This window comes from Halobacillus sp., from assembly GCF_049282395.1.
Classification (GTDB): domain Bacteria; phylum Bacillota; class Bacilli; order Bacillales; family Halobacillaceae; genus Halobacillus.
The window spans coordinates 1-14,696 of record NZ_JBAPTY010000014.1; the positions used below are offsets into that span (position 1 = coordinate 1).

At 39.0% G+C, this 14,696-nt stretch carries 19 protein-coding genes and 2 riboswitches; of the genes, 7 read left to right on the forward strand and 12 right to left on the reverse strand.

From position 1 onward, the window contains the following. Positions 1-46: 46 nt before the first annotated feature. Positions 47-211: a DUF2759 family protein gene (locus WAM07_RS00550; RefSeq protein WP_065814012.1), complete on the reverse strand. Its 165-nt coding sequence runs from the start codon at positions 209-211 to the stop codon at positions 47-49. A gap of 161 nt (positions 212-372) precedes the next feature. Here WAM07_RS00550 and WAM07_RS00555 point away from each other — a divergent pair, with 161 nt between their 5' ends. Next, positions 373-996, forward strand: coding sequence for an MBL fold metallo-hydrolase (locus tag WAM07_RS00555; protein WP_422163866.1), 624 nt, complete (start codon positions 373-375; stop codon positions 994-996). Between the two features lie 46 nt (positions 997-1,042). Here WAM07_RS00555 and WAM07_RS00560 read toward each other — a convergent pair whose 3' ends face one another. Continuing rightward, on the reverse strand, positions 1,043-1,288 hold the full coding sequence (locus WAM07_RS00560; protein ID WP_422163868.1) for a DUF2626 domain-containing protein: 246 nt from the start codon (positions 1,286-1,288) through the stop codon (positions 1,043-1,045). 251 nt (positions 1,289-1,539) lie between these two features. Here WAM07_RS00560 and WAM07_RS00565 point away from each other — a divergent pair, with 251 nt between their 5' ends. After that, the gene (locus WAM07_RS00565) at positions 1,540-1,923 is read left to right on the forward strand and encodes a Spx/MgsR family RNA polymerase-binding regulatory protein (RefSeq protein ID WP_422163923.1); all 384 of its coding nucleotides are present in this window, start codon (positions 1,540-1,542) and stop codon (positions 1,921-1,923) included. Positions 1,924-2,012: 89 nt separating this feature from the next. On the opposite strand, the gene WAM07_RS00570 is transcribed toward WAM07_RS00565, so the two are convergent. Genes WAM07_RS00570 through comGA form a run of 7 tightly spaced genes read right to left on the reverse strand, consistent with a single transcriptional unit; the run spans position 2,013 to position 5,863 of the window. Then, positions 2,013-2,405, reverse strand: a complete 393-nt coding sequence (locus WAM07_RS00570) for a hypothetical protein (RefSeq protein ID WP_422163870.1) — start codon at positions 2,403-2,405, stop codon at positions 2,013-2,015. Further along, positions 2,368-2,784 (reverse strand): competence type IV pilus minor pilin ComGF, encoded by a 417-nt coding sequence (gene comGF / locus WAM07_RS00575; protein ID WP_422163871.1) that lies wholly within the window; start codon positions 2,782-2,784, stop codon positions 2,368-2,370. The genes WAM07_RS00570 and comGF overlap by 38 nt, the downstream gene beginning before the upstream one ends. Next, positions 2,768-3,100 (reverse strand): prepilin-type N-terminal cleavage/methylation domain-containing protein, encoded by a 333-nt coding sequence (locus WAM07_RS00580; RefSeq protein WP_422163873.1) that lies wholly within the window; start codon positions 3,098-3,100, stop codon positions 2,768-2,770. The genes comGF and WAM07_RS00580 overlap by 17 nt, the downstream gene beginning before the upstream one ends. Beyond that, complete coding sequence (gene comGD / locus WAM07_RS00585) at positions 3,087-3,563, reverse strand: competence type IV pilus minor pilin ComGD (protein ID WP_422163875.1); 477 nt, start codon at positions 3,561-3,563, stop codon at positions 3,087-3,089. The genes WAM07_RS00580 and comGD overlap by 14 nt, the downstream gene beginning before the upstream one ends. Continuing rightward, a complete protein-coding gene (gene comGC, locus WAM07_RS00590) occupies positions 3,529-3,828 on the reverse strand; it encodes a competence type IV pilus major pilin ComGC (RefSeq protein ID WP_422163877.1) in 300 nt (99 codons plus the stop codon). The genes comGD and comGC overlap by 35 nt, the downstream gene beginning before the upstream one ends. Positions 3,829-3,845: 17 nt before the next feature. Then, positions 3,846-4,886: a type II secretion system F family protein gene (locus WAM07_RS00595; protein WP_422163925.1), complete on the reverse strand. Its 1,041-nt coding sequence runs from the start codon at positions 4,884-4,886 to the stop codon at positions 3,846-3,848. After that, entirely contained in the window at positions 4,874-5,863 is a 990-nt protein-coding gene (gene comGA / locus WAM07_RS00600) for a competence type IV pilus ATPase ComGA (RefSeq protein ID WP_422163879.1), read from the reverse strand. The genes WAM07_RS00595 and comGA overlap by 13 nt, the downstream gene beginning before the upstream one ends. Positions 5,864-6,219: 356 nt before the next feature. Here comGA and WAM07_RS00605 point away from each other — a divergent pair, with 356 nt between their 5' ends. Together WAM07_RS00605 and WAM07_RS00610 are read left to right on the forward strand one after the other, a co-directional pair. Next, positions 6,220-6,705, forward strand: coding sequence for a shikimate kinase (locus WAM07_RS00605; RefSeq protein WP_422163881.1), 486 nt, complete (start codon positions 6,220-6,222; stop codon positions 6,703-6,705). A gap of 47 nt (positions 6,706-6,752) precedes the next feature. After that, positions 6,753-6,938: a YqzE family protein gene (locus tag WAM07_RS00610; protein WP_422163883.1), complete on the forward strand. Its 186-nt coding sequence runs from the start codon at positions 6,753-6,755 to the stop codon at positions 6,936-6,938. A 32-nt stretch (positions 6,939-6,970) separates the two neighbouring features. Here the strand turns inward: WAM07_RS00610 and WAM07_RS00615 are convergent, their stop codons facing one another. Beyond that, positions 6,971-7,783 (reverse strand): YqhG family protein, encoded by an 813-nt coding sequence (locus WAM07_RS00615; RefSeq protein ID WP_422163885.1) that lies wholly within the window; start codon positions 7,781-7,783, stop codon positions 6,971-6,973. Beyond that, positions 7,780-9,423 carry a DEAD/DEAH box helicase gene (locus WAM07_RS00620; RefSeq protein WP_422163887.1) on the reverse strand — a complete coding sequence of 548 codons (1,644 nt, stop codon included), beginning with the start codon at positions 9,421-9,423 and terminating at the stop codon, positions 7,780-7,782. The genes WAM07_RS00615 and WAM07_RS00620 overlap by 4 nt, the downstream gene beginning before the upstream one ends. A 174-nt stretch (positions 9,424-9,597) precedes the next feature. Next, positions 9,598-9,684: riboswitch (glycine riboswitch) on the forward strand. A 3-nt stretch (positions 9,685-9,687) separates the two neighbouring features. After that, positions 9,688-9,785, forward strand: a riboswitch (glycine riboswitch). 67 nt (positions 9,786-9,852) lie between these two features. Between WAM07_RS00620 and gcvT the strand changes: the two genes are divergently transcribed. The 3 genes from gcvT to gcvPB are packed head-to-tail and all read left to right on the forward strand — an operon-like array spanning position 9,853 to position 13,784. Beyond that, positions 9,853-10,953: a glycine cleavage system aminomethyltransferase GcvT gene (gcvT, locus tag WAM07_RS00625; RefSeq protein ID WP_422163889.1), complete on the forward strand. Its 1,101-nt coding sequence runs from the start codon at positions 9,853-9,855 to the stop codon at positions 10,951-10,953. A 22-nt stretch (positions 10,954-10,975) separates the two neighbouring features. After that, a complete protein-coding gene (gene gcvPA / locus WAM07_RS00630) occupies positions 10,976-12,325 on the forward strand; it encodes an aminomethyl-transferring glycine dehydrogenase subunit GcvPA (RefSeq protein WP_422163891.1) in 1,350 nt (449 codons plus the stop codon). Next, on the forward strand, positions 12,318-13,784 hold the full coding sequence (gene gcvPB / locus WAM07_RS00635; protein ID WP_422163892.1) for an aminomethyl-transferring glycine dehydrogenase subunit GcvPB: 1,467 nt from the start codon (positions 12,318-12,320) through the stop codon (positions 13,782-13,784). Before gcvPA ends, gcvPB begins: the two co-directional genes overlap by 8 nt. A gap of 298 nt (positions 13,785-14,082) precedes the next feature. On the opposite strand, the gene WAM07_RS00640 is transcribed toward gcvPB, so the two are convergent. Further along, positions 14,083-14,469 carry a rhodanese-like domain-containing protein gene (locus tag WAM07_RS00640; RefSeq protein WP_014643733.1) on the reverse strand — a complete coding sequence of 129 codons (387 nt, stop codon included), beginning with the start codon at positions 14,467-14,469 and terminating at the stop codon, positions 14,083-14,085. Positions 14,470-14,696: the final 227 nt, after the last annotated feature.

A 14,696-nucleotide genomic window follows, 5' to 3' on the forward strand; every position in this document is an offset into this window, starting at 1 on the left:
AAAAAAAGTGTGATACTTAAAATAAGTATCACACTTTTTTAGTTCATTAACTGAAAAGGTTGGAATAAATTGTCATTACTGAGAACCAACCAAACATCAATGCTGATGCACCAGCAAATAAGACGGCGAAGAAGTTTTTAGTTTTCAGTTCACGGAACACCGCAATTACACATAAAATTGCAACGAGTAAAAGAAGAATAGCTGTGACCAAGATCAGCACCCCCTAAATCCCTTTTCTTTATTATCATCCCATAACAAGGATGTTATAATGTATGTAGCTTAGTTCAATCCTTATTCATTTTATAATATAAAAATGAAATTGTCGAGTTATCTATCCGTATTTTATTAAATTAAATGAGAGGTGTCTACCCATTGTTAAATATTTCTCGATTGCCATTGGGACCAATGGCTACAAACGCTTATATTGTCTATCAAAATAAAGAAGCGCTAGTTGTGGATCCCGGGGGCGATTTTCCAAAGTTAGAAGCTTTTTTGAAAGAAAAAGAGTTAAAGGTTATAGGGGTGTTATTAACCCATGCTCACTTTGATCACATAGGTGCTGTAGATGCAGTAAGAGAAGCTTACAATGTTCCTGTTTACTTGAATGAGGCAGAAAGTGACTGGCTGAGTGATCCAGCAAAAAACGGTTCTGGTTTTTTCCAAATGGGGCAAATCACGGCTCGGCCAGCAGATTATACGCTTGAAAGCGGTCATATGGAAATAGGACCTTTTTCATTTGAAGTACGTCATACCCCTGGCCATTCTCCAGGAAGCGTCTCTCTCGTATTTAGAAATCAGCGTTTTACAATAGCTGGAGACACTTTATTTCAAAGAGGTATGGGAAGAACGGATTTACCAGGAGGAGATCGAGAACAATTACTGGACAGTATCCAAAGTCAATTATTCAGTCTAAGAAATGATATGCGGATCTATCCAGGGCATGGAATGCCTACGACGATCGAGGAAGAGCGTAAAGAAAATCCGTTTTTCACCTAAAAAAGAAATAAAAAAATCCTGTTATCCATTGGATAACAGGATTTTTTTAGTGTCCTCCAAAACTCGGCACTAAAATAAATGAAGAATAATAAGTAAAACCAATCATGAAAACTGTCAGGTATGAGAAAAATATGTAAACATACATACGTTCAGACAGTTTAAGGTAACCCACAGTAAGGAAAAAAGCCGTTTGGGCAAGGGATAATAAGGAAGCCTCCATCATATCGCCTGCATAAAACATGACAGCAAAAATACCTGTCCAAAAGGCTAGCACTCTAAACATACGATCCATGCTTTTCCCCCTCCTTTTCCTTCGATAAACTATCATTAATATTATAAACGACCAAATCTCAATTGTAAATAAATCGCTCAGCATTCTTTTTACATTATACACACAAGCGGACACCTTATACATTACCCATAAACGAAATAAGGAAAAACTTTCAATTGAAAATTATGAAAAAGATGTTTAAAATATTATACAAAGGTTATACAATAACTGTACAACTTAATACATTAAATATTTTAAGAGGAGCGGTGTTAATGGAAGAGTTAAGATTTTACACTTACCCCAGTTGCACATCTTGTCGTCGTACAAAGTCCTGGTTGAAAAGTGAGGGAATTGATTTTAATGAACAGCATTTGTTCAGGGAGACTCCTACAGTGGAAGACCTTAGAAAAATATTATCTTTGACTACTTATGGAATTGACGAAATTCTTGCAAAGCGGAGCAAAGAGTTTAAATCCCTGGATATGGATATAGAGGATCTTTCCCTAAATGAGTTTATTGATTTAGTAATTGAAAAACCAAAACTTTTAAGACGCCCTATTCTAACTGATGGAGAAAAATTAGTGGTTGGATACGATTTGGAAGGGTTACGGGGAATTACAAATCAGAAACTTGAATACGCGGCAAGTATTTCTTAAATTACTTTATGAAAGAGGAACTCGATATGGCCAACTTCTTTTAAATAATCATCGCAAACCATGATCTGTGGGAATGCGATGATTTTTTATTAGTTCTTGGCTTGCTGTAATTTATAGTAAGTGTCTAACGATTTCATATTTCCAGAGTAGTCTGTTATCTCCCATTTACAATGAATGCTTTCATTACTTTCTCTATTACAGGTGGACTGAGCTTTTCCATTAGGCGTCGTTAAGCTGTAATAAGGCTCTTCTTCAGGGGGGGTATCATTCCACCGTATAAGCAAATCTTGCTGAGCGGTATCTAATAAATTCTGTCTGACGATAGATAATGTGTAGGTATCGTTAAACAAAACGTGGTTCTGATAGCGATGGACAGAACTTATAGTAAGAAAAATGAGGACTAATCCTATACCAGCTACCCAGGGAAAGATCACTCCCTGCTGATTAAGGAAAGGCTCTATGAATGTTTTTCTGATAAACACCACCACCTTCCATTTGTAACTTAATCCTTATATAGTGAGTATGATCGATTAAGTGAATTGCTTCTACATTCTGTAGTAAAACTTCATGGCCAGAAAGGTTTACTCTTCTCCTAATAAGATTCTGATATTGTTCAATAGTAATCTTGCGGTGTACAGCATCTGTGATAGAAATGGTGTTAGAAATTACCTCCACCTCTCGACCTCTGTTTACTTCCTCCTGTAAGAACGAAAACATTTGCCGGACAGATAATTCCTCATAGTAATTAACGTCATGAATTATACGAAATAAAGGGAAAGAGAGAATGAGGATTAATGAAATAATGATGAGGCTTATTAGAGTTTCAAGTAAAGTAAACCCCTGGCTATGAATCTTTGGCATATAGACACACTTCCTTTATTTTCTCCAAGTGCGTTTTCCACGTAATACAGCCTTCCACAAGGTTACTCTTCTCTACAAATTGAATCTGGAATGGTACTTCTTGATAGCCTAAATGTGTACTTGGCAATTTTGTTGTGGTATATGAGAGGGTGTGCAGTTCCTCATGAAGATAGGAAATAGCTATTCTTTCATTGGCTAAATCCTTTTGCAATAAACGAATGTGGCTGAGGGAGGGGAGCAGAAAGATAATAAGGCAAAGAAGCAGACTGAGTGCTGTGATCGTTTCAACTAAGGTAAATCCACTAGAGTTCTTCAATGGCTAACCTGCTCACGCCAAATGGAAAAACGATTTTAAAGATGGTATGAGGCGTATGGATTTTCATAGTTCCCGGTTTTGTCAAAACTCCATTTTCGTTAAACCTGACAGTGGCTTCAAGTGTAAGAAGTTGCATTCTCCAATTGTCAGGTAGGGATCTTTGGAAGATGGTCGCTTTATTTTTTTGATCATATAAGATGTAATCATTCGAATTTGGTCGAAACAACAACATATAATAAATATGGTCTTGCATAGTCAGTTGCTGGGTCAATAGTACATCATCTTTCAGTTGTGACATGAAGTGGGAAGATTGGATGTGCTGAAATGTGCGATGATGGAGAGGAACAATACTTATAAGGAGAATGGACCAGAAGATAAGAACAATTAGAACTTCACTCATGGTATAGCCTTTAGACGATTCTGAACCATCAAGGAGCAGAGACTTCACCGGAAGTTGAATCATATCCAAGTTCGCCTCCATCGGGGCAGGTGGTTTGCTTTAAATATTTACCTTCAACTAAATCAGATAAATTGGCAGGATAAGCCCCGTTCTCGATAGAATAAGCTTCTGCTTGAGCCTGGGCTGTTATTACAAGTGCCTCGCAGCCTTTATCTCTTATCGTTCCGTTGTTTTTAGTTAAATTTGGGATAGTAATAATCATTAGTACAGAGATAACGAGCAGGACAATCAGCATTTCAATTAATGTGAAACCTTTTTCGTTTTTCATAAGTATCACTCCTGAGTTTATATTTGATCCATCCACTGGTAGAGTGGAAGCATAATGGAAGCATAGATACAGACCACAATTACTGCAATAATAATAAAGAACAATGGTTGGATCATTTGCATCCATTTAAGCATTCTCTCTTGTACATATTCTACGAAAAATTCAGATAGCATCTCCAGTTCATGGCTAAGAGCTTCTATATCATTTGTTTGATGGAACAAATTGGTTAGTTCGCTTTTTAGCAGAGTACAGCTGTGTACCGATTGCCCGAGGGTTTTTCCTTCGGCTAGATGAGCGATGATTTTTTCACTGTAGAAGGATAATAATTCGTATCGATTGTGGCTGCTCATAATCTCAAGGGACTGTTTTAAAGGGAGTCCGGCTTTAAATAGGGAATTTAGATGAGTAGTAAAAAGAAAAGAAGTCATAAAGGAATGATAAATCTTTAGAAGAGGAACTTTTTCGTACAAATTAATACGTCTGGCTAGTGAAAGTCTTGGTAAAGTTAACTTCATAACTATCAGCCCAATGAACAAAGCAATCGATAAAACCCCAAGTCCATTGATGAAGTAATCTAATGCCAACATAAACCAGAGGGAAGAAGAATCCTCTCCTTGAAAAAGGACTAGGAAATTGGGGAGAATAGTATGTTTTAGAATACTAAAGGCAGCAATTAAAAACATTAAAAGAAACAGAGGATATCGTAAAACTTGAAATAATTTATGTGAGTAATCTTTTTTCATTTTTAATAGCTCTTCACATTGTTTAAACATAGCTGGCAGGTCCTGGTGAACTCTGCCAAAATAGAGAAAGTTCGTTACCAGTGGGGAAAAATGAACATGAAGGAAAGCGTTATCTATGGTTTCTCCTTTAGATAAGTGGATGTTAAGTTCCTCTGACAACGGCCTCAGGGAAGCGTCCCATCCTGTCATCTTTAAGGCTTCCAATAATGGATAACCTTTATGAAGAATGTGGCTTAACCGATGGAAAAAGAGGATTTGAATAGAAACGGGGAGTTTCGTGTTTCTCCGGGTAAAGTTTACGATTAATTTACGAATCCGAGGGCATAAGCCTTCCTCCTTAAATGATCGAAAGACTGAAAATTATTCTGGGCGGTGGGTGGTATATCCCGAATAGATGAGCTTAGAAGGCTGCCATCCAGCAATTCTAAGATAGCGGCACGTCTTGGCAGCATTCCTTCTCCATGGATAGGTACAAGTTGTTGTGCGGCTATTGCGATCAAGGTTTGTTCCAAGTCTGCCTGAGGAATATTCATTTCTCTTAACCGTCGAAGCGTTCCGTAAGCATCCTTAGCATGAATAGTACTTATAACTAGGTGCCCGCTCAAGGCGGCTCTAAATGCGAAGTGGGCAGTGTCGCGGTCCCTGATTTCCCCTACCATAAGTAGATCAGGATCATGACGAAGAGCTGCTTTTAAACCAGTATCATAAGTAATGCCAGCCTTTTCGTTTACTTGAACTTGTATGATGTTATTTAAATTCTTTTCAATTGGATCTTCAAGTGTAATGGCTTGGAAGGAACTGCGGTTCATTAAAGCCTGTAAAAGAGCATAAAGAGTGGTAGTTTTACCACTTCCTGTGGGTCCTGTAAACAGAATCATACCGCTGGAATGGTTTAGCCATTGTTCAATTCTTTTAAGCTGAGAGGGAAAAAGAAAAAGTTGTTCTAGGGGAGTATGGTCCATAGGTGTTAGAATGCGGATGGCGAGACTTTCGGTTCCTGTGATAGGAAGAGTGGAGAGGCGGAGGTCGAAGATTGAGTGGTCGCTCCGGTGTTGAAGGGTGCCATTCTGGGGACGTTTAATTTCTCCAATATCCATTCCTGAGGTGAATTTAAAATAAGCGAGAAGTTTTTGGTAAAGTGGCAGGGGAAGGGAAGAGTGGGAAATTCTTTTACCATGAATACGGAAATAAATGCTGGCGTTTTCTGCAAAAGGAGTGAAATGAATATCGGAAGCCGTTTGCTGTATAGCTGAGATTAGTAAATCGCGAGCGTAATTTGCTATGGACTGCAAAGGAGCTATCACCTCTTTTCAATAATTTTTTCACAAAGGATTATATTCGACATAATTCGGCTGATTCCTTCTTTTATTTTTGAACTTTTTATATTGCCGCACTAGATGTATAATCAAGGAAAACGTCTGTTTGGATTTTTTAATCTAATTCGACAACCTGTTTTTAAAACGTAGGAGAAACGTTCACATATAATAGACGTCTTGAATAACCAGTTTTTTAACCGTTTCCTTTTACGCAATTAATGGGGTAAATTCGTATATCCAGAGGCATTACTTGCTGAGTAAGTTAGTATCTAATTTAATAAGATTTAACTGATCATATCTTTTAAAGCTATAATTAATAATGGGGGGTTAGTATGATTTACTTAATTGGTTTTATGGGCAGTGGAAAGTCAACTATAGCTGGAAAACTAAGCGATGAACTTACCTTGCCTTACATAGAAATGGATAAAGCAATAGAAGAGAAAGAGAAAATGCCTATTTCAGATATGTTTGCTCAATTTGGTGAAGCTCACTTCCGTGAATGTGAAACTCATCTTCTCAAAAGTATTAACGAGGAAAGTGTTGTATCCACTGGCGGAGGAGTGATTTTAAAAGAAGAAAATCAGCACTATTTATCCACTGGAACAGTAGTGTTCTTGAGGGCCTCTTGGAACACGATTGTTTCCAGGTTGCAAAATGATCAGGAGCGTCCTTTATGGAAAGGGGACTTAACTGAAAAGCACGCCTTATTCGCTGTGCGACAGCCTATCTACGAATCATTGGCTCATCAGATTATTGATGTAGATAATAAGAGCCCTGAAGAAATCGTTAATGAAATAATGGATCGTCTAAAAAACTAGAGACTCGGCCATACTATTCCTAAATACACAAGTAAAGAGGGGATATTATGGACCGGAATGATTATGTTAAGTATCTCACAGAAGAAATGGTTAAATATATGCAAATGAGTAAACAGGAGAAGAAACAGAGAAAGGCAGCAAAGCCATCAAAGAAAAGCGCTTTTTATTGGTTTGGTATCATCCCTTTTGCTCTTAGGATGATAAAAAAAAAGCATAAAACCACAGAATATTGAAGTGTCTTTCCCGATTATTTAGCCGCTGACTTTTAGTCAGCGGCTAAATTTTTGATTACATTGGAGTTTGACTTCTGAGAAATATAAAATAAGCCTCCATTCACTACTTCCATTAAAATTCTCGGGCTGTACCTTGTATCAATTTGCTCCTGTTCTTTGGTGAATTGTTCTAGACCAATATCTTCGGATGAATAAAAGGATTCTAAAAGATTTTTTTCTTCTTGCAGGTGCTTTAATGATCGTGTAGCCCAATCGTCGCTGATCGAAGACACGTACCCTTCCACATATCGTTCAATACGTTTATAAGCGTTCTCCAAATTAATTAAGGGAGTCATTGGAAAGGTATAATCTGATACAGTTGGTTCAAATTCCATCTTCCACAGTCTCTCCATCATATCGAACAGAAGAGTTCCGTGTACTAAATTAAGACCCAGGGACAAAGTATCATCTTTACTTTGCTTGCCTCTGTAATGGAGGTGGATATTTACTACAAGCCAGGGACAAAGAGCGCGATTTTGGAGCGGTTTCTCAACAGCTTCATAAAGGCGTGCGGTTTTTCCTTTATTGATGGCTGCTCGATAAATTGTATGAAGTTTCGGAGTACCTGCATGCAGATAAATTCCGCCTTCTTTGGAGTGGCTTGTATTTGTGAAGAGTAACTGCATAGGGTCTCCGGGTCGATTCATTTTTTTCATGTAATGCCAATAGAAAGGACGATTCATTATTTCTTCATCCATGGTGCTCGTTAATTGAACTTTCAAATGAGATTCACTTTTTTCCAAGATAGCGCAGCCGTAAGAGGTGAAAAACTGATGGACGAAATCAAAATAAGGGTTCAAAGTCAACTTGTTTCTCTCCTCTCGCCAATCGAATGTTCAACATAACTGACTAAATTGTTCAGTTTAATATCGATCTCGCCTTTGCTGTCTGATTGATCAATTATTGTCTGAATTTGTTTATCGAATGAACCTCCCGGGATGTGTTCTAAGATATGGTCAAGGTCGCCTACCGCATTTTTAAACATCTCGATCTTTTCATAAAGCATCTTCATAATGTGGTCTTCAATGGTATTTTCGATTGCGAAATTATAAATTTTCACATCATGTTCCTGACCGAAACGGTGTATTCTACCTATTCGCTGCTCCAGCCTCATAGGATTCCAGGGAAGATCATAATTAATCATGTGGTGACAGAATTGAAGGTTAATTCCTTCACCCCCAGCTTCCGTCGCGATCAGGACTTGAGCTTGATTCTTAAACAATTGCTTCATCCAATCACGTTTACTCTTATTAAATTTTCCGCTGAAAGGTACTGAAGAGATTCCATGTTGTTGGAGGTACCACTGCAAATAAAATTGAGTGGCCCTATATTCGGTGAATACAATAAACTTTTCATTTGTCTCACTAATCAGTTCTATCATTCTCTTCGCTTTAACATGGTGAGGAAGTTGCTGAAGCTGCTCAATAAATTTTGAATAAACAGCCATTGTCTGCTCATTGGACTGCTGTCTCATTTGATTTAGCGACATATAACACGCTTCTCTTGAAGAGCACAATTCTTTAGCTAACGTCAGCCAAGTAAATGGAGGATGATCTGATTTTAAGAGTTCTAATTTCTGGTACATATTCTGTTCTTCCTCAGTAAATTTCAGGCGCTCATTTACTACTATACGTTTAGAGTCATCCAGTCCCGTATCTTTTCTGCGGTTTCTGATCATCATTTTTCCAACAAGTGAATGAATGTGTTCAATATTTCCTTGTTTATTTGCTTCATAGCGGTATTTTTTCTTAAAATCTGTCAAATTTCCAAGATAACCAGGCTTTAGAATCGAGACAAGATTAAATAAATCACTGAGCTTGTTTTGTATAGGTGTTGCTGTAAGCAAAAGACAGTACGTTTTTTTAAGTTCTTGTACAAACTGATAGTTTTTGGTTTGATGGTTTTTTAATTTATGTGCTTCATCGATGATAATGAAATCATAAGGAATAGACAATATTTCCTGACGGTGAGCTTCTCTTTTAGCCATATCAATAGAGGTAACTGTCACGTCCCAGTCTGACCAGGCTGCTTGCTTTTTTCTAGGGGAAGCAGCTTGAATGTAGAATTTTTCGTTAAGTTCTTGAACCCACTGATTCACCAAAGAAGCGGGTGTAAGGATTAAGATCTTACGAGCAATGCCTCGAATCATGTATTCTTTTAAAATCAATCCAGCTTCCAGTGTTTTTCCCAGTCCTACTTCATCAGCCAGAATGGCTCTCCCATTCATTTGATGAATGACTCTTTCAGCTGCCTCAATCTGGTGATCCAGAAATTGCACATGTGGCAGGTGTTCTAAAGCAAGTAGTCCATCGAAATTAGGAACTGTATTAATCTTTGCCGCCTCGTAAGCAAGTTTGAATCCTTCCCAGGTGGAGAGATGATTTGGATTGTTCAAGTTATCACGTAAGGTAGGAATAAATGTATGATCAGGATGAATTTCAACCATAGTTGTGAGCCCCCATCTATTCTAAAAAGATTATTAAAAATTAAGAATGATTCTACAAATTCAATGTCAAATTGTGATTACGCTGTGATATAATGATGTCGAATGAATAAGTGAAGCGATACGTTTTTGAATAGTATGTCCAATAGAATCTAAGAAAATACGAATATGAAGCGAATGACTGCAGGGGGAGAGTCTACTTACGTAGCGCCGAAGGAGCAAGCATGCTGTGAATCTCTCAGGCAAACAGACCTCTGTAGGACGCAGCTCTGGAGAGCGTTTACTAACAGTAAACCACCCAAGAAGCAAATGGTTCTTCTTTAAATAGAAGAAGAATTATCAAACTTTCTGGTGAATGGACAGAGACTCCTAATCGACAAACGGTGGAGTCTCTTTTTTATGGATGAAATTAGATGGTAAAGGAGCGGTTGGATGGCTGAGTTAAAACGAACACCTTTGTATGCCGAGTATAAGAAACTGGGAGCAAAAACTGTTGATTTTGGGGGATGGGACCTGCCTGTACAGTTTTCAAGTATAAAAGAGGAACATGAGGCAACAAGAACCAAAGCAGGGTTATTCGACGTTTCCCATATGGGGGAAGTACTGGTAGAAGGGGATGGAAGTCTCTCTTTTTTACAAAAAATGCTCACAAATGATGTTTCTAAACTTGAACCCGGCAAGGCTCAGTACACAATAATGTGCTATGAAAATGGCGGTACTGTAGACGATCTTATTGTTTACCAATTAGAAACAGACAAATACCTGCTAGTTATTAATGCTGCAAACCGCGAGAAAGATGTAGAGTGGCTGAAAAAACACCAGGAAAACGGTGTTTCCATCAAGGATTTATCTGATGATTACGTTCAATTAGCACTTCAGGGTCCAAAAGCTGTAGAAATCTTACAATCCATAACAAAAACCAATGTGTCAGAAATAAAGTTTTTCCGTTTTATAGCAGGTGTTTCTATCGATAATGTAAAAGACGATGCCATTGTCTCCCGAACGGGTTATACAGGAGAAGATGGGTTTGAGATCTATCTGCCTGCTGCTTCAGGCCCAGATCTATGGCAGGTTATGCTTGAAGCAGGTGGTAAGCATGGAATTCGCCCTGTAGGACTCGGAGCAAGAGATACACTCAGATTTGAGGCTAATTTAGCCCTTTACGGTCAGGAGCTTAGTGCTGAGATCAGCCCGATTGAAGCTGGACTCGGATTTGCTGTGAAAACAAAGAAGAAAGATGAGTTCATTGGTAAACAGGTTCTGAAGAAGCAAAAGGAAGAGGGACCTTCCCGCAAACTCGTTGGAATAGAGATGATGGATAAAGGAATTCCTCGTACCCATTATGAAGTTTTTGATGGAGAGAAGCCGATTGGATTTGTTACAACAGGAACGCAGTCTCCGACGCTTGGTAAAAATGTAGGACTCGCGTTACTGGATTGTGATTACACGGCGATTGGCACAGAAGTAACCGTCCAGGTAAGAAAAAAACGCCTTCAGGCAAAAGTGGTTCCTACACCATTTTACAAAAGATAAAGTTTTTGAGGGGGAAGTACGTATGGAATTTCGATATCTGCCAATGACTGACCAAGATAAGAAGGATATGCTTAGCCGCATTGGTGTGCAGAAATCTGAAGAACTATTCTCAGATATTCCTAAAAATATTAGATTTAAAGGAAACTTGGATTTAAAGGAACCAAAAAACGAATTTCAATTAATGAATGAACTTACGAAGATGGCACAGGAAAACGTAACTTTGAAATCGCACACTTCATTTCTGGGAGCAGGAGTTTACGATCATTATATCCCTTCGATTGTGGACCATGTAATATCTCGTTCTGAATTTTACACGGCATATACACCATACCAGCCGGAAATTTCCCAGGGCGAATTACAGGCGATTTTTGAGTTTCAGACTATGATCTGTGAATTGACAGGAATGGATGTCGCTAACTCCTCTATGTATGATGGAGGCACTGCGCTGGCGGAAGCCGTAAATCTTTCAGCTGGTCAGACAAAACGAAAGAAAGTCCTCGTTTCTAAGGCCATCCACCCTGAGTCACTTGCTGTTATTCATTCTTATGTAAAGGGCCCAGGAGTTGAAGTTGTAGAAATCGATCATAAGCAAGGAAAGACAGATTTGATCCAATTAGAATCCGAATTAGACGACAATACGGCGAGTGTAGTCCTTCAATATCCCAATTTCTTTGGTCAGATCGAACCTCTTGATGAAGTTAGAAAAATAGTAGATACTCAGAAAAAAACGATGATGATTACTTCAAGTAACCCACTGGCTTTAGGATATTTAACACCGCCTGGTGAATTTGGAGCGGATATTGTCACTGGCGATGCTCAAGTATTTGGAATTCCTGCCCAGTATGGCGGGCCACATTGTGGATATTTTGCTACCACCAAGAAATTAATGAGGAAAGTGCCGGGTCGGCTAGTTGGGCAAACAGTCGACGAGGACGGGCGTCGTGGGTTTGTACTTACACTTCAAGCCCGTGAGCAGCATATACGCCGTGATAAAGCGACTTCTAATATTTGTTCCAATCAAGCGCTTAATGCGTTAGCATCTTCCGTAGCCATGTCCTCTCTAGGGAAACAAGGTCTTAGGAAAATGTCATGGATGAATATCCAGAAAGCCGCTTACATGAAAAAACAGTTACAATCAAACAACATCGAGGTAGTATTTGAGGGAGCTTTCTTTAATGAACTTGTGGTAAAACTGGATCGTGATATTAAGGAAGTAAACCGGATCCTGCTTCAAAAAGGAATAATCGGCGGTTATGATCTTTCCCAGATGGATAACAGTTTACAAAATCATATGCTGGTAGCCGTAACTGAGATAAGAACGAAAGAAGAGATTGATCAATTTGTAAAAGAAGTGGGGGATATTCATGGCTGATCAGGACTTTCCTTTAATTTTTGAATTGAGCCAAGAGAGCAGGACAGGTTTTAGTCTTCCAGATCTTGATGTGCCTGAAATGGATGCAGAAGACATGATCGGCTCCTCTTTTGTAAGAAATAAGGCAGCTGACCTTCCGGAAGTAAGTGAGCTTCAAATCATGCGGCACTACACGGCCCTTTCCAAGAGAAACCATGGAGTTGACTCCGGTTTTTATCCGCTTGGATCTTGCACCATGAAATATAATCCTAAAATGAACGAAGATGTAGCTCGTTTAACTGGATTCAGTCACATCCATCCTTATCAGGCATCAGAAACTGTCCAGGGTGCGCTTCATTTGTTGTATGACTTGCAACAATCACTTGTCTCCATAACTGGTATGGATACGGTTACGCTTCAGCCTGCTGCAGGGGCGCATGGTGAATGGACGGGGTTAATGATGATTCGTGCTTATCATGAAGCAAATGGAGACTATGGTCGAACTAAGGTTATCGTGCCAGACTCTGCTCATGGTACAAATCCTGCTTCGGCGACAGTGGCTGGTTTTGAAGCTGTGACTGTCAAATCCGACGAGCGAGGATTGGTAGACCTCGAAGATCTGCGGAGAGTCGTAGATGAACAAACAGCAGCGCTCATGCTGACGAACCCAAATACATTAGGGCTTTTTGAGGAAGATATTGAAGAAATGGCAGCTGTGGTTCATGAGGCTGGTGGAAAGCTATATTATGACGGAGCGAACTTAAATGCTATTTTAGGTTATGCACGTCCAGGGGATATGGGATTTGATGTGGTTCACCTGAATCTTCATAAAACATTTACCGGTCCTCATGGAGGAGGCGGGCCTGGCTCTGGCCCCGTTGGAGTGTCAGCAGAACTGGAACCATATCTTCCAAAGCCTATATTGACCAAAGTAGATGATCAGTATCAATTCGATTATGATCGTCCTAAATCGATTGGTCGAGTGAAGCCCTATTATGGTAATTTCGGAATTAACGTACGTGCTTACACGTATATACGAACGATGGGGCCTGAAGGTCTGAAAAAAGTTAGTGAATATGCTGTAATCAATGCAAATTATATGATGAGACGATTACAAGAACAGTATGAGCTTCCATTTGATCGACATTGCAAGCATGAGTTTATCTTATCTGGCAAACGCCAGAAAAAACTGGGCGTACGTACACTGGATATAGCTAAGCGCCTGCTGGACTTTGGCTACCATCCGCCAACCATTTATTTCCCAATAAATGTAGAAGAAGCATTAATGATAGAACCAACAGAAACAGAGTCGAAAGAAACGCTGGATGCTTTCGTAGAGGCTATGATCCAAATCTCCAATGAAGCGGAAAACAATCCTGAAATTGTACAGGAAGCACCTCATAGCACTATAGTCAGTCGAATGGATGAAACACAGGCGGCTCGTAAACCAGTCTTAAGTTATAAGAAGGGCGAAAACTGAGGAATTAACCCCTGAAAGAATGCTTCCATTCAGCACCTTATAGCCTGAGACATGATTTCAAAAATCCAGACTTAAAAAAATAGATTGAGGAGCCAGTTCTCTTTCCGGGACTCTGCATCTTACAGGGACGCAGAAAAGCAATATCTCCATGGTTCTCATAAACCAATTGACCCTCAATTTTACGTACAGGTATTCTGAACGAGGGAGTTTTCACTCTAAATTAATAAGGTGATTGAATAGAGCTCAAAAAAATAAAACCTGAAAGCCGGGTTGTAACCCTGGCCTTCAGGTTTTATTTTTATTTTGACTTTTTAGTTTTAATTTTTCCTCCCCATTTTTTGAAACCGCCTTGCAGAACGTTAAGATCTTTATAATCTTTTTTGTTCAGCAGCATGGCCGCCCGGGTTGACCTAGCTCCGCTCTGGCAATACAAATAGACAGGTTTGTCTTTCCGAATTTCTATAAGACGGTTTTTCATTTGCGACAATGGGATATTTCGTGCTCCCAGTATATGACCGCCTTCAAATTCTTTTGGTTCACGAACATCAATAAGCTGAGCTTTACGGTAGCCTTGTCTGAACTCTTCTTCTGTTAACGTACTCATTATTTTTTTGGATTTGAAGTATCTATATAAGCCAAATGCTATAAGAGCAATGACAGCTCCAATCAAGATCCAAAGTTCCATAGTATGTCCCCCCATTTCTCTTTTCCTCTATCTATTATAGGAGGGAATCGTTAGCTTTTCAAAAAAAGTTTATTGTATGTTAGAATTTCAAAGTTGGTATAATCGTTTTTTTTGCTGAACCTATGCAACTAATGAATTAAGTGAAAAAACCATAAAAAACAGCTTCTTACTTTTGAAATCTAGCTTAAACTGCTTTCTGCGTACGATTAGTAGATTGACAAAATTCA

Excerpts from the sequence above, each read along its gene's own strand:
- WAM07_RS00560 (WP_422163868.1), bottom strand. The coding sequence starts at position 1,288 with ATGGATCGTATGTTTAGAGTGCTAGCCTTTTGGACAGGTATTTTTGCT.
- WAM07_RS00565 (WP_422163923.1), top strand. The coding sequence starts at position 1,540 with ATGGAAGAGTTAAGATTTTACACTTACCCCAGTTGCACATCTTGTCGT.
- comGF (WP_422163871.1), bottom strand. The coding sequence starts at position 2,784 with ATGCCAAAGATTCATAGCCAGGGGTTTACTTTACTTGAAACTCTAATA.
- comGD (WP_422163875.1), bottom strand. The coding sequence starts at position 3,563 with ATGATTCAACTTCCGGTGAAGTCTCTGCTCCTTGATGGTTCAGAATCG.
- comGC (WP_422163877.1), bottom strand. The coding sequence starts at position 3,828 with ATGAAAAACGAAAAAGGTTTCACATTAATTGAAATGCTGATTGTCCTG.
- WAM07_RS00605 (WP_422163881.1), top strand. The coding sequence starts at position 6,220 with ATGATTTACTTAATTGGTTTTATGGGCAGTGGAAAGTCAACTATAGCT.
- WAM07_RS00610 (WP_422163883.1), top strand. The coding sequence starts at position 6,753 with ATGGACCGGAATGATTATGTTAAGTATCTCACAGAAGAAATGGTTAAA.
- WAM07_RS00620 (WP_422163887.1), bottom strand. The coding sequence starts at position 9,423 with ATGGTTGAAATTCATCCTGATCATACATTTATTCCTACCTTACGTGAT.
- gcvT (WP_422163889.1), top strand. The coding sequence starts at position 9,853 with ATGGCTGAGTTAAAACGAACACCTTTGTATGCCGAGTATAAGAAACTG.
- gcvPA (WP_422163891.1), top strand. The coding sequence starts at position 10,976 with ATGGAATTTCGATATCTGCCAATGACTGACCAAGATAAGAAGGATATG.
- gcvPB (WP_422163892.1), top strand. The coding sequence starts at position 12,318 with ATGGCTGATCAGGACTTTCCTTTAATTTTTGAATTGAGCCAAGAGAGC.
- WAM07_RS00640 (WP_014643733.1), bottom strand. The coding sequence starts at position 14,469 with ATGGAACTTTGGATCTTGATTGGAGCTGTCATTGCTCTTATAGCATTT.